The 13,371-nt window shown below is 58.6% G+C and carries 11 protein-coding genes; 7 read left to right on the forward strand and 4 right to left on the reverse strand.

Features of this window, described 5'->3' with window-relative positions:
- Window positions 1–44 precede the first annotated feature (44 nt).
- From nuoG to JNJ45_11485, 6 genes are all read left to right on the forward strand, one after another.
- Window positions 45–2,147, forward strand: a complete 2,103-nt coding sequence (nuoG, locus tag JNJ45_11460; protein ID MBL8049285.1) for an NADH-quinone oxidoreductase subunit NuoG — start codon at window positions 45–47, stop codon at window positions 2,145–2,147.
- 110 nt (window positions 2,148–2,257) lie between these two features.
- Window positions 2,258–2,836: an ATP-dependent Clp protease proteolytic subunit gene (locus JNJ45_11465; protein ID MBL8049286.1), complete on the forward strand. Its 579-nt coding sequence runs from the start codon at window positions 2,258–2,260 to the stop codon at window positions 2,834–2,836.
- 34 nt (window positions 2,837–2,870) lie between these two features.
- Window positions 2,871–4,202 (forward strand): ATP-dependent Clp protease ATP-binding subunit ClpX, encoded by a 1,332-nt coding sequence (clpX, locus tag JNJ45_11470; protein ID MBL8049287.1) that lies wholly within the window; start codon window positions 2,871–2,873, stop codon window positions 4,200–4,202.
- A gap of 105 nt (window positions 4,203–4,307) precedes the next feature.
- Window positions 4,308–5,576: a type II/IV secretion system protein gene (locus JNJ45_11475; protein ID MBL8049288.1), complete on the forward strand. Its 1,269-nt coding sequence runs from the start codon at window positions 4,308–4,310 to the stop codon at window positions 5,574–5,576.
- Window positions 5,576–6,217 carry a ThuA domain-containing protein gene (locus JNJ45_11480; GenBank protein ID MBL8049289.1) on the forward strand — a complete coding sequence of 214 codons (642 nt, stop codon included), beginning with the start codon at window positions 5,576–5,578 and terminating at the stop codon, window positions 6,215–6,217. The genes JNJ45_11475 and JNJ45_11480 overlap by 1 nt, the downstream gene beginning before the upstream one ends.
- A gap of 5 nt (window positions 6,218–6,222) precedes the next feature.
- Window positions 6,223–7,227: a Gfo/Idh/MocA family oxidoreductase gene (locus JNJ45_11485; GenBank protein MBL8049290.1), complete on the forward strand. Its 1,005-nt coding sequence runs from the start codon at window positions 6,223–6,225 to the stop codon at window positions 7,225–7,227.
- 102 nt (window positions 7,228–7,329) lie between these two features.
- Here the strand turns inward: JNJ45_11485 and JNJ45_11490 are convergent, their stop codons facing one another.
- The 4 genes from JNJ45_11490 to JNJ45_11505 all read right to left on the reverse strand — a co-directional run bounded on the left by JNJ45_11490 (window position 7,330) and on the right by JNJ45_11505 (window position 11,632).
- Complete coding sequence (locus JNJ45_11490) at window positions 7,330–8,583, reverse strand: hypothetical protein (GenBank protein MBL8049291.1); 1,254 nt, start codon at window positions 8,581–8,583, stop codon at window positions 7,330–7,332.
- 913 nt (window positions 8,584–9,496) lie between these two features.
- A complete protein-coding gene (locus JNJ45_11495; protein ID MBL8049292.1) occupies window positions 9,497–10,474 on the reverse strand; it encodes a glycine--tRNA ligase subunit alpha in 978 nt (325 codons plus the stop codon).
- Between the two features lie 73 nt (window positions 10,475–10,547).
- Window positions 10,548–10,718 carry a hypothetical protein gene (locus tag JNJ45_11500; GenBank protein MBL8049293.1) on the reverse strand — a complete coding sequence of 57 codons (171 nt, stop codon included), beginning with the start codon at window positions 10,716–10,718 and terminating at the stop codon, window positions 10,548–10,550.
- A complete protein-coding gene (locus tag JNJ45_11505; protein ID MBL8049294.1) occupies window positions 10,718–11,632 on the reverse strand; it encodes a prepilin-type N-terminal cleavage/methylation domain-containing protein in 915 nt (304 codons plus the stop codon). Before JNJ45_11505 ends, JNJ45_11500 begins: the two co-directional genes overlap by 1 nt.
- Window positions 11,633–11,895: 263 nt before the next feature.
- Between JNJ45_11505 and tig the strand changes: the two genes are divergently transcribed.
- The gene (tig, locus tag JNJ45_11510) at window positions 11,896–13,341 is read left to right on the forward strand and encodes a trigger factor (protein ID MBL8049295.1); all 1,446 of its coding nucleotides are present in this window, start codon (window positions 11,896–11,898) and stop codon (window positions 13,339–13,341) included.
- Window positions 13,342–13,371 lie beyond the last annotated feature (30 nt).

Here is a 13,371-nt window from a genome sequence, read left to right on the forward strand (position 1 = left end):
GGTTACCCGTGCCGCGGGTTGCATCGGGTATGTTTACGGAACCTATGGCCGCGGTTGAGAGCACGGAACTCGTTACGATCACTATTAACGAAGTTGAATTGCAGGTGCCTAAAGGCGAACTGATCGTCGAATCGGTCAAGCGCCTTGGCCTCGAGATTCCGATCTTCTGCTATCACCCGCGCATGAAGCCGGTGGGTATGTGCCGAATGTGCCTGGTCGAGGTGGGCTTTAAGCAACCCGATGGCAGCGTGCGCAAGATGCCCAAGCCGCAAGCCGGTTGCACCCTCCCCGCCAGCGAGGGCATGGTCATTTTCACCGATACCGAGCCGGTTCACCGCGACCGCAAGGGTGTTCTGGAATTCCTGCTCATCAATCACCCGCTCGACTGCCCCATTTGCGACCGTGGTGGCGAGTGCCCGCTGCAAAACAACACCATTTTCTACGGTCCTTCGACCAGCCGATTCGTGGACATGAAGCGGCACGCCCACAAGGCGTTTCCGCTGAGCGATTACGTGACGCTCGACCTTGAGCGCTGCATCCAGTGCGGTCGCTGCGTGCGGTTTACGGAGGAGATTTCCGGCGACGCTCAACTCGCATTCCGATTCCGCGGCGCGGATATGCAGCCGAGCACATTTAAGCTCACCGATTTCGAAAGCAAGTTCAGCGGCAACGTCATCGAGATTTGTCCGGTCGGCGCGCTGACCAGCTCGAAATATCGCTTCCGCGCTCGCCCTTGGGACCTCGAAACTCGCGCTGGACTCTGCCTCGGTTGCGGCAACGGCTGTAACGTGTGGATGGATCACCGCGCCGGCAAGCTGGTGCGCGTGAATGGCCGCATCAACGAAGAAGTGAATGAGGAGTGGACCTGCGACCGCGGGAAGTTTGGCCACGACTTCTACAACGACCCCTCGCGCTTGACGCAGCCTCTGTTGCGACAAGGCAACGCATTCGTGCCGATCAGCTGGGCCGACGCCTACGCCAAGATCGCCGAGAACTTTACGGCCAGCTCGGCTGGACTCATCGGCTCGACGATTTCGAACGAAGGGCTCTACATGTTCCAACGCTTGTTCCGCGAAGGCTTCAAGTCGAGCAACATTGACCACCGCTGGACGCGCTTTGTGCCGCCTGCAGGCCAACGTCTGCAAGATCGCCATCAATCCACCATCGCCGGTTTGGAAGCGAAGGCAACTTTGCTCGTCGTTGGCACCAACCTCAGCGAATCGCAGCCGATCGTGTTCCTGCGAGTCCGCAAGGCGTGGTTCAGTCGCGGCGCCAAGGTGGTCACCATCAACTCTGGTCCCGCCGACACCGATTCGTTTGCCCACAGCCGAATGTTCTGTAAGCCGGGCGGACTGGATGAAAGCGTAGCGGCTCTGCGCGCGCTCGTCGAAGGTCGCGCCGAACACGCCGAGCGTGGTGCGCGGCTTGCGGGTCTTTCGCTCGAAGACCTTCAAGCGACGGTCGAACTGCTCAAGGGCGGCGACTTCGCCGTGATCACCAGCAACTCGATTTACGAAACCAATCGCCCGATTGAAACCCTCGCCGATCTTCAGGCCATCTGCGCGGCCCTGGGCGGCGAGTTTAACTGCTTTGTCGAAGGCGGCAACGACGAGGGCGCGGTGGAACTTGGCGTAGTTCCCGACGCCGGTCCCGGCGGCAAGCCGCTGAGCCAGGCGGGCCTCAACACTCACGAGATTTTCCGCGACTGCATCAGCGGGGAAGTGGATGCGCTTTGGGTCGTGGGCGACCCGTTCCGCCGTCATCCGAATCGCCGTCTGGTGGAAGACGCGATCGAGTCGGTGCCGTTCTTGGTTTATCAAGGTGTGCAAACGGCCGAGGTGATGGAGTACGCGAGCCTGATTTTGCCGATGGAAGCGCCCGCCGAGCACGATGGCACCTACACCAACGTGGAAGGTCGCGTGCAGCGCATGCAGCAAGTGGTCGCCAATCCGGGCGACGGCAAGCCCGCCTGGCGCATCTTCAACGAGATGTTTGTTCGGCTCGAACCGAGCCGCCCGTTCTTCAACGCGAGCGAGATCATGGATGCGATTGCCCGCGAAGTGCCGGCATTCCGCGAGGCGAGCTATGCCCAACTCGCGCCCGAAGGCACCCCACTCAAGCCGGTCATCGAAGACTTCGCGATGTAACTGCATAAGTCCGAGAGAAAATCTTGGACTTATGTAGACATTTCTGCACCAGGTAGAATTCGCAGTAAGGGATTCGGCGTAGAAAGCCGAAGAAACTAGTGGAGAATCGAATGGGAATTCCTTACGTCATCGAAAAGACTCAGAACGGAGAGCGCAGTTACGACATCTGGTCCCGCTTGTTGGTGGACCGCATCATTTACCTTGGCACGGGCGTTGACGATTACGTCGCGAATCTCCTGGTTGCCCAGATGCTGTTCCTCGAAAAGCAAGACCGCGATTCGGACATCAAGCTTTACATCAATTCTCCGGGCGGTTCCGTCTCCTCGGGCCTCGCCATCTACGACACGATGAAACTCGTGAAGTGCGACATCAGCACGATCTGCGTTGGCATGGCTGCCTCCATGGGTGCGGTGCTGCTGGCCGGTGGCACCAAGGGCAAGCGCTATGTGCTTCCCAATGCCCGCGTGATGATTCACCAAGTGAGCGGTGGCACGCAAGGCACGGTGGCCGACATGAAGATCGCCGTACAGGAAGCAGACCGTTACCAAGAAATTTTGTCCAAAATTCTGGCCGAAGCGTCAGATAAGGACCAAGATACGGTAAAGAAAGATATGGACCGGGACTACTGGATGTCGGCAGAAGAATCTGTCGCCTACGGTCTCGTGGATAAGGTGGTTTCTCGTAGCTAACAGCGGCGAGATTTTTGGCTGAAGGACTTCGGAAATGGCAAGAATTGTGGAACGTCGCGACCAATGCTGCCTCTGCGGGAAAACCAAAGAGCAAGTAAAGAAACTCATCGTCGGATTGCATGGCGCAGTCTGTTCGGATTGCGTTGACCTGTGCAACGACATCCTGACCAGCGAAGGCATCGGCGCCGGCGCGGCGGGCTCGGCTCGACGCGGTGGCGACAAGGTGGCCAGCGGCGCGGCCGGAGCCACTACAGGGGGGGCTTCCTCGGCTGAGTTCTCGCTGCCCAAGCCCAAGGACATTGTCAAGCGGCTGGACTCGTACGTCATCGGCCAAGAGCACGCCAAGCGCGCCCTCTCGGTGGCGGTTTACAACCACTACAAACGCATTACCGAAATCGGCACGGCAAACACCGATGTCGAACTCGCTAAGAGCAACATTCTCATGGTGGGGCCGACCGGCTCGGGCAAAACTCTGCTCGCGCAGACGCTGGCCCGCATGCTGGAAGTTCCGTTCGCCATTGCCGACGCGACCGCCCTCACCGAGGCTGGTTACGTTGGCGAAGACGTGGAGAACATCTTGCTGAAGCTGTTCCAAACCGCGGAATCCATGGACCCCAAGCGGGCCAAGGAGCTCTGCGAGCGCGGCATCATCTACGTGGACGAAATCGACAAGATCGGTCGCCGCGGAGACAATCCTTCGATCACGCGCGACGTGAGCGGCGAAGGCGTGCAGCAAGCCCTGCTCAAAATTTTGGAAGGCACCGTGGCCAACGTGCCGCCGCAAGGGGGCCGCAAGCACCCGCAACAGGAGTATCTGCAAATTGATACCAAGAACATCCTGTTCATCTGCGGCGGGGCCTTTGAAGGTCTGGAAGATATCATCCGACGCCGCCGCAAGGAAAGCGTGATCGGATTCATGAGCGAGCCCGCGATGACGAAGGAAGAGGAGACCCTCATCCTGCGCGAGGTTCAGCCGGACGACCTGCTGAAATTCGGCCTCATCCCCGAGTTCATCGGGCGCTTGCCGGTGCTCACCTCGCTCGACCAACTGGACGAGGAAACCTTGGTGCGCATCCTTAGCGAGCCGAAAAACTCGCTCATCAAGCAATACGCCCGCTTGTTCGAACTCGATGGCGTGGAGCTTGAGGTGCAGGAAGGTGCGTTACGCGAAATCGCCCACGAGGCGATCAAGCGCAAAACCGGAGCCCGTGCGCTACGCGCTATTCTGGAAAGTCTGATGCTGGAGATCATGTTCGAAGTGCCGAGCAACGAGGACGTGAAGAAGGTAATCGTGCCCGAGGGCGCAGTCGGCAAAACCGCCGAACCGCAACTGCTCACGGCGGAAGATCTGAAGAAGGCGAGCTAACTTCACCGCAAATCAATTCGAGTTCCGCCGAACCATCGAGGTCGGCGGAACTCTCTATTTGAAGTTGTCGGGTTCTCCACCTGATTAGCTGGGTAAAACGCACGCATGGATCAACAATTCTCCGATACCAATTGGGGCGCGATGAAGCGCTTCCGCCTCATTCTTCGCGAAAGCGGCCAGCAGCGGGAAATGGGCGGCAGCGAGATGTCGCTGGCCGTCGGCATTGTTGACAACATCATCACCACCGCGCTGGACACCGGCACCAGCGACATTCACCTGCAGCCCGAGCGCGAGCAGCTGAGCATTCGCTACCGCCAAGATGGCGTCCTGCACGACAACGGCGCGTTGCCGCCCGAGCACGCGAACAACGTCATTGCGCGTCTCAAGCTCGCCGCGGGCATGCGCATCGACGAAAATCGCGAACCCCAAGACGGCCGCATTGACATGGAATACAACGGACGCCGACTCGGCGCGCGGGTTTCGTGTGTGCCGTGTCTCAATGGCGAAAAAATCGTCATGCGGATTCTCGACCCCGCCGCCATGCGCGTTGAGCTGCCGAAGCTCGGCATGCCGCAGCCGGTGCTGGAGAACTGGTCGCGCTGTATCTCGGTGCCGTACGGCCTCATCTTGGTGACCGGCCCAACGGGTTCGGGCAAAACCTCGACGCTCTACGCGAGTCTGCACCAACTCGATTCCAAACTCCGCAACATCGTCACGGTCGAGGACCCGATTGAATACGAGTTCGACAAGAACATCGCGCAGGTGCAGGTGACCGACAAAATGGGCTTCCCCAAGGTGATGCGCAGCTTCCTACGACAAGACCCCGACGTCATGATGGTCGGTGAAATGCGCGACCCCGAATCGCTCGCCATCGGCATTCAGGCCGGGCTTACAGGCCACTTGGTGCTCTCGACTCTGCACACCAACAACAGCATCGAAACGGTCAGCCGCATGGTGGACATGGGCGCCGAACCGTACCTCATCGCCGGGGTTTGCGTGGGAATTCTCGCCCAGCGCCTCATCCGATTGAACTGCGGCAAATGCCGCCAACCCTACAAGCCGAGCGCCGAGGAAGTGGAGATGCTGCGACTGAGCAGTGACCAACTCGCGCAGGGCAAGTTTGCCAAGGGCGCGGGCTGCCCCGAGTGCCGCGGCACGGGCTACAAGGGCCGCATGGGCGTGTTCGAACTGGTCATGGGCAACGCCGACTTTAAGGCCGCCATCGCCCGCCACGCACCGATGCGCGAAATGGAAGAAGTCGCCAAGGCGCAAGGCTTCCACACCATGCTGGACGACGGATTGTTCAAGGTCATGAACGGGTGGACGACCCCGGATGAGGTTTTGAAGGCCGTCTACACGCAGGCCATGGCGTAGTGCGGACGCTCATCATTTCCGGCGGTTGGGATGGGCACCATCCCCACGCGGTGGCGGAACTTCTCGCCGCCCACATCGGCGGGGAAGTCACGCTTTCGACGAGCCTCGACGATTGTCCGCAGGCTCACGAGTTCGATGTGGTGATTCCTAACTGGACCATGGGCGAGATTTCCGGCGAGCAGGCGCAAGCCTTGCTGGCGGCGGTCGCGGCGGGTACGGGGCTGGTCGGATTGCACGGCGGCATGGGCGACGCGTTTCGCAGTTGCACCGAGTTTCAGTTCGCGGTCGGCGGTCAGTTTGTGGCGCACCCCGGCGATGGCCGCCCGTATCGGGTGCGGTTCCGCGGCGAGTGGCCGCTCACGGCCGGGCTCAGCGATTTCGACGTGGTAACCGAGCAGTACTACATGCACGTGGACCCCGCGATTCGGGTGCTGGCCACGTGCCGATTCGACGAGTTTGATACGGAGATGCCGGCGGTCTGGACCAAACTGCACGGCGAGGGCCGCGTCTTCTACTGCTCGCTCGGGCACGATCCATCGGTGGTCGCGCACCCCACCGTGCTCGAACTCATGCGGCGAGGCGTTTTATGGGCTGCGAGCCGAGGCGACTTGCAGGGCGCGCGTCTGGGCGAGGTGCTCTAGTGCGGGTGGGCATCGTCGGCTGCGGCAACATCGCCGGAATCTACGCCGAGAATTCGCGTCGCCTCCCCGAGATTGACCTCGTGGCCTGTGCCGACCTCGACCCGGCGAAGGCAAGGGAGTTCGCCGCCCGCCACGGCATCAGCGCCGTTACGGTGGACGAACTGCTAGCCGACCCGAGCGTGGAGCTGATTATCAACCTCACCACGCCCTTGGCTCACTACGCGGTGGCTCGCGCCGCGCTGCAAAACGGCAAGCACGTCTACAACGAGAAGCCGTTGGCCGGCCAAGTAGAAGAAGGTCGCGAACTGCTTACCCTGGCCGCCGAGCGCGGCTTGCGTGTGGGTGGCGCGCCCGATACGTTCATGGGCGCTGGCTACCAAACCGCGAAGAACCTCATCGAGCGCGGGGAAATCGGCCGCCCGCTGTCGGCAGTCGCCATGATGCTGTGTCCGGGTCACGAGCACTGGCATCCCAATCCGGCGTTTTATTACCAGCCCGGGGCCGGGCCGATGTTCGACATGGGGCCGTACTATCTGACCGCCATGGTCCATCTTTTTGGCCGCGTTCGGCGGGTGCAATCCACGGCGACGCGCGCGCATGATCGGCGACTCATCTCGAGCCAGACGCGCGCGGGCGAGTTCGCCGAAGTGGAAGTGGACACCCATATCCAGGCGTTGCTCGAGTTCGAATCCGGGTTTGTGGCGACGCTCATCACCAGCTTCGACGTGCAGGCGCACCAACTTCCGCATCTGCAGGTGTTCGGGAGCGCGGGCTCGCTCAACTGCCCCGACCCCAACGGCTTTGGCGGGCCGCTCCACCTCTGGACCAAGGACTCGCCGGCCTGGACCGAGGTTGCGCTGGAGACTCCTCACCATGAAAACTGGCGCGGGCTTGGCGTGGCCGACCTCATCGCGAGCATCGGCGAGAATCGCGAGCCAGCCGCCAGCGGCGAGCTAGCTCAGCACGTGCTGGAAGTTATGCATTTAGCTTGTACTGCTCAAGGTGTTTGAGGCAGCACGCGCGAACTCGCGCCCGGAGCATCAGGTACCTCTGACTTGTCGCTGTCACTCTACTTCCAACTTGAAACTGACTGAACGATGAGCGCTCTGAAGTTAGAAATCTTCGTCCGGTTCTTGCACCATCTCGCTTGGGCGTCTGTCCATCTGACGCTTTAGGTCATGTAATTGCGAAAGCCCCAATAATTTTGCTTGCTCCATCCTCGGATATCTTGATTGGTTGCGATCAAGAACGCCATGCTTCTTATTCCACTGACCAACGATTTTCCGTTGATGACTGTCGAGCTCATCAATTACGGATCGTGGAATGCTGCACCATTTATATGCGGCAAACCAACCTTTCACAAAATTGTCTAACCTCTTCAGAAGCGTTAGGAGGTCGTTTGATGTATCCCCAATTTCTGTCACTCTGTCGCAAAAATGCTGCAGAGCTTTGTTTCTGGGACGAACAATGTGTTCATCTTTTACATTCTCGGGTAGGAATTCTAACCCGACAAAGGTGATCGTGTCCTTTCCGGACCCAATCTTGGCTTTTGTGTCTTCTTTGTTTTGCGTCGAATGAGCGGTTAGTCCAACATCCTCTAAGATTCTTGAAATCACGTCTTGGATATCCGAGGCGCTTTGTTCGCTCTCCGCAAAGGCAATGAGATCATCAACATACCGCAGATAGGAAATCTTACGTTTCTCAAGGGCGATATCAAAATCGTGCAGATACACGCTCGAAAGAATGGGCGATAGGCATGATCCTTGAGGAATCCCTCGTTCGACTTCTTCGAAGTAGAAAGCCAGGTCTACATACTGGGCTCTCCATACCTTTTCTGGAGGCTTCCGTTGGGCGACTGCAAGCAACAACGGCATGAGTGTCTCATCAGGCAAGAGCTTCTTCAGTTTTTGCTGCAGCAAGCTATGATTAATACTTGGAAAAAACTTCTTTATATCGGTTTCGAAAAAGTGGGAGTAATCCTTTCTCCGTTGTTGAAGTTCTTTCGCCAAGGCAGGCAGTGACCGACTAGTTTCCCCTCGAAGGGAAGCGCGGGCATACGTGTTTGGTTGTGCGAGAACCGCAGCAAGATGCTGAGAAACAACCTTGAAAATTGCTCTTTCAACTGCCCGATCAATAGGGCCAACGGAGAGAATCGGCCTTACCCCGTTTATCAAATGCAATTCAGGTTCACCAAATTGAAACGATCCGCTTTGGATATCGTTCAGCAACTTCGGGATGTGATCGAGAATTTTCAACTGCATTCTCTCGTATTCGCGCCGATACTTCACTGCACAACCGGGCTGCGGCCCAACCTTGTGAAAAGACTGGAGAAGGACTTCCTCAGATATTTTGTCCAACAATGACATATGCATAACCAAAACAGGGTCGAACTTGATCAGTGCTCGACCCTCTGTTTTGTCTCAATCGGCCAGCCCGAATCTTCCTCGCGGAACCGCCTTGTCGAAAAATCGACTTAACGCATCGGTCTTGCCCAGGGGCTTTTCCAGTGATTGTACGCATCGGCTGCGTGCTGTTCCTCGCGATTGTGCAAAAATTTTGCGGCCCGCGATATACACGCTTGCGCCTTGCCGCCGAGCCGCCGCCGTGCTGACACATGCCGCTAGATTAGCGGAAGTGGAGTCGGTGGGGTTGCGTAGTCCGGACCCCGTCTCGAAAGACAGGGCCCGCGTTATCTCACTTTCGCGCTCGGTGTGAGCGACGATCTACTTTCAGTCTTGGAAGTCGGTGCTTCCGCTCTTTACGAGCTCTTTTTTACTCATTATCGTTTTCCTGCAAGCTCCCATAACTGACTATCTAAGTCAATCGGCCAGCCCGAATCTTCCTCGCGGAACCGCCTTGTCGAAAAATCGACTTAACGCATCGGTCTTGCCCAGGGGCTTGCGCAGTGAGAAACGCATCGGCTGCGTGCTGTTCCTCGCGATTGTGCAAAAAATTTGCGGACCGCAGAAAGCACGGCTGCGTTCAATTCAGCTGTCAATGTGCCCTTCCGACTATTGGAATTCTAGTTCCGAACCTAGTCTTGCGAGTAGGTCACCCCACCGACTCCACTTCCGCTAATCTAGCGGCATGTGTAAGCACGGCGGTGGCTCGGCACCTCAATTTTACCAGGACGAATAGTGCTCCTATCATTGCCGCTCACTGCGTTATCCCCATTTGTTCCTCAAGTGATGCTCCCCGCCCAGCTCTGCTTAATCGCGAGCATCGGCGAGAATCGCGAGCCAGCCGCCAGCGGCGACTTAGCCCAGCACGTGCTGGAAGTTATGCATTTAGCTTGTACTGTTCAAGGTGCTTGAGGCAGCACGCGCGAACTCGCGCCCGAATCCGGTTGATGTAGGCCGCGCGCTCCGTCACCGAAACCGCGCCACGAGCATCCAGCACGTTGAAAATGTGGCTGCACTTCAACGCCAAATCTAGCGCCGGATAGGCGAGGCCAATCGCGCCCACCTTTTCGCGAGCGGCTTGCTTTTGCTCAGGAGAAAGCTCGCCGGCATAGGCGTCGTCGGTGGTGAGGATGCCCAGATCGCCGTTGAAGAAGACGGGCGTCTCCACGACGCGCTTCGACTCGGCCTCGTACAGGTCAAAGAGCTGAAAGAGCATTTCCGTGCTTGCGACCTCGAAGTTGTAGACGTTGTGCTGCATCTCCAATTGGAAATCCACGTCGCGGTACATCAGCGTGTCGTTCCATTTGAGGTCTTGCCAAAAGCTGTTTTGGCCGTTCAGCATCAGGCAAAGGCGCTCGGGGCCGTAGGTAATTTCGGCGCACACCGGGTTGCATTCCACGCCGCCCATTTGTTGAAAGAACGTGAACTGCGTGATCTCGGTGCCATCGAGCCAGACTTCCCAGCCGATGCCGCTCGCGCCGGCGGCTTGATCCTCCCAGTCGTCCTCCACCAAGCGCACGTCGTGCTTGCTGGTGTCAAATCCCAACGCGTCGAGGCTGCCCATGTAAAGGTCCACGATGTTATCGGGGCTGGGCTTCATCACCACCTGATATTGGTAGTAGCGCTGACTGCGCTGCGGGTTTCGCGTATAGCGGCCGTCGGCGGGGCGTCGGCTGGGCTGCACGTAAGCCACGTTCCACGGCTCCGGCCCCAGCGATCGCAGCGCGGTGGCGGGGTGCTTGGTCCCGGCGCCGACCTCGGTGTCGTAGGGTTGCAGGATCGCGCACCCTTGCGCCCCCCAATATTCGTTGAGAATCTGGATTAGGTTCTGAAGGGTGACGACGGGCTTGCTCACGATAGGTTAGGATACCAAAAAAGCGCGCCCTCACCCGAATGGGGAGGGCGCGCCTTCCAGTTGGTCGTCTGACTTAGCGGTCGGGTTGGCCGCCTTCGGGGACCTTACCTTCTGCTTCCATCTTCTTGTCGTCTTCGCTTTGTTGCCATTGCTTCACGTCGGCTTCGTTCACGTCGCCACCCGAGCAGCCAGCCAGCATGCCCAGAACCATGAAGGGGATCAGCCACTTGCCGAACTTCTTCATTAGGGAGTGAGGCCCCAGAACGGATAGTTGATGTTGATGCTCGGCGTTGCGTTTCCACCCGAGTAGGTGTAAGCCGAGGTTGCGCGGCGGCAGTTGGAGCTGAACGCGCTTTGCGGGAAGCTAACACCCGGCAGGTATTCGGCGTTCGTGGGCGTAAGCGCGAGGACGCGGTTCACGTTGTAGAACTTGGCCGAACCATCGGCGTGACCAACTACGATGCCATCGGCGGGAGCGCCGACCTTGTCGATTTCGTTGGTGGTGGTGCAGTTGTTGCCGCCCGTGCTCTTAAAGAACATGGCGCGCCAGTATTCGCGGATGGCGATCGGATAGACCGTTTGCTCGCTGGGGCCGCCCGATTGGACAACGAACGGAGCGGCGTAGGTGTGCGGCAGTTCCAGAAGGAGCATCGTTTCCGACGGGGTCGGGATGCCTTCTTGCGTGCCACCCGTCCACGGGGTGCTGGTGAATGCGGTGACGGCAGCACCGGTGATGCCGAGGTTGATGGCAAATGCGTTCAGCAGTTGACCGTTGTTTTGCCAGTCAGCGGCGTTCTTCGTGCGCATCGGGTGCTCGAAAAGCGGGACCGACTTGACGTAGGGAAGAACGTACTTTTGCCACGATTGCCAGGTCATCGAGTGAGCAAAGCTGGGTGCGGCGCAGCGCAGGGTGGTGCCGGTGTTGAGGGCCGGGTTGAGCGACGTACCGCCTTCGCAACCGGAGCGGCGCGGATATTGGCTGTCGTTTTGGTCGGTGTACATCATGAACCCGAGGCTGATTTGCTTCTGGTTCGAGATGGCGGCTGTCTTCTTGGCAGCAACCTTGGCTTGCGTAAAGACCGGGAACAGGATAGCGGCGAGAATGGCGATGATCGCGATGACCACCAGCAACTCGATGAGTGTAAATGCCTTTTTCATGGGTTAGAGTATTCCTCTCGATAGCCAACTGACGACGAGCCAACTGGAGCCCACCGAGGTCCGAGCAGTTTCCTGCGAGGCTCGCGTGAATGATAAAGATTTTACCCGCCGCATCGTGGAGAATCAATAAGAATTGGTAAAGAAATGGGCCATTTGGACCGGTTCTGGTATGTCTGCGTGGAAAACTGCCGAACGCTGTTCGGCGGCGGTCTGGGTTCAAGCCATCGGGTACACTTCCAAGTTCCAACTTTAGGACCATCGTTATGGCAACCGCGACCCCCAAGATGACCGTTAAGCGCACTGACCTGAACAAGTGCACCATTCAATTTGACGTGACGTGCACACCCGACCAAGTGAGTTCGGGCACCGATCGCGCCTACAAGGACTTTGCAAAGAACATGCGCGTGCCTGGCTTCCGCCCGGGACACGCCCCTAAGAACGTCATCGCCCCGATGATTCCGCAACAAGACCTCGCCCAGCGCGTGGCCGAAATCGTGGTGGACACCGTGATCCGCAAGCTCGTCACCGACGAGAAGATCGCCCTCCACGATTCGCCCGCCGTGAACCTGACGAAGTTCGACTTCGACAAGGGCGAATGTGAATTCACCGCCAAGCTCCCGCTGGCTCCCATCGTCGAACTCGGCGAGTACAAGGGCATCGAGGTCGAAAAGCCGGCCGTGGATGTCAGCGACAAGGACGTGGACGAATATCTGGAAGAGCTGCGCAAGCGCATGGGCAAGCGCGAAAGCGTGACCGATCGCGGCGCGCAAGATGGCGACGTTGCTTTGGTGAATGTCCGCGGCGAAAAGGAAGACGGCGACGGCACGACGCTACTGTTGGTCCTCGGTAAGAACTTTGCCGCCCTCGACAAGGCAATCGCTGGCCTTAACGCCGAAGAAATGAAGGTCGCGAGCCTCGACTTCCCGGCTGACTTTTCGAACAAGGCGCTCGCCGGCAAGAAGGGCAAGTGGAAGCTGACCGTGAAGAGTCTCAACGCGGTGGTGCTGCCTCAGCTGAGCGACGAGTTTGCCCAAAACCTCGGTGGCGACCTCGCCGCCCTGAAGTCTGCCGATCTCAAGGCGCTGAAGGATCGCCTTCGCTTGCAAGTCGAAGCGCAAAAGGGTCAGATGGCGCAAGAAATGGTGCACGAACAGATTCAAGAAAAGCTGGTGGCCGGAAGCAAGATCGAAGTGCCGGACACCATGTGGGAAAGCGTGGCCAACCAACGCATGAACGAGCTTGCCCAACAAGCCCGACAGCAAGGCACCACGATTGAAGAGTACGCCAAAGCCAACGGCATGACCGTGGAGGAAATGCTGGCCAACTGGCAAGCCGAAGCCAAGACTCAAGTGATGCGCGCCGTGGCCGCTCGCGAGATCTTCGCCAAGGAAAAGCTTCGCCTCACCAACCAGGACATGAACGAGATGCTCATCGCGATGAGCTACGAGTATCAAGTCGCTCCGGCTGAGCTGGTCAAGGCCATGCAAAAGGCGAACAACTTCCGCGAACTGGAAATCCGCGCCGTGTTCAAGAAGGTTCTCGACTTCCTGACGAACAACGCGAGCATGGTGGAAGCCGGCACCGCGAAGCCCGCCAAGAAGAAGGCTGAACCAAAGGAAGCCGCCGCCACCGAAGAAAAGCCCAAGGCCGAAAAGCCGAAAGCCGAAAAGGCGACGGCCGAAAAGAAGCCCGCGCCCAAGAAGAAGTAAGCCCGGCGCACAAAAGAAAAAGGGGTGGTG

Source organism: Chthonomonas sp. (assembly GCA_016788425.1).
In the GTDB taxonomy this organism is placed as follows: domain Bacteria; phylum Armatimonadota; class Fimbriimonadia; order Fimbriimonadales; family Fimbriimonadaceae; genus JAEURQ01.

Excerpts from the sequence above, each read along its gene's own strand:
- nuoG (MBL8049285.1), top strand. The coding sequence starts at position 45 with ATGGCCGCGGTTGAGAGCACGGAACTCGTTACGATCACTATTAACGAA.
- JNJ45_11465 (MBL8049286.1), top strand. The coding sequence starts at position 2,258 with ATGGGAATTCCTTACGTCATCGAAAAGACTCAGAACGGAGAGCGCAGT.
- clpX (MBL8049287.1), top strand. The coding sequence starts at position 2,871 with ATGGCAAGAATTGTGGAACGTCGCGACCAATGCTGCCTCTGCGGGAAA.
- JNJ45_11475 (MBL8049288.1), top strand. The coding sequence starts at position 4,308 with ATGGATCAACAATTCTCCGATACCAATTGGGGCGCGATGAAGCGCTTC.
- JNJ45_11490 (MBL8049291.1), bottom strand. The coding sequence starts at position 8,583 with ATGTCATTGTTGGACAAAATATCTGAGGAAGTCCTTCTCCAGTCTTTT.
- JNJ45_11500 (MBL8049293.1), bottom strand. The coding sequence starts at position 10,718 with ATGAAGAAGTTCGGCAAGTGGCTGATCCCCTTCATGGTTCTGGGCATG.
- JNJ45_11505 (MBL8049294.1), bottom strand. The coding sequence starts at position 11,632 with ATGAAAAAGGCATTTACACTCATCGAGTTGCTGGTGGTCATCGCGATC.
- tig (MBL8049295.1), top strand. The coding sequence starts at position 11,896 with ATGGCAACCGCGACCCCCAAGATGACCGTTAAGCGCACTGACCTGAAC.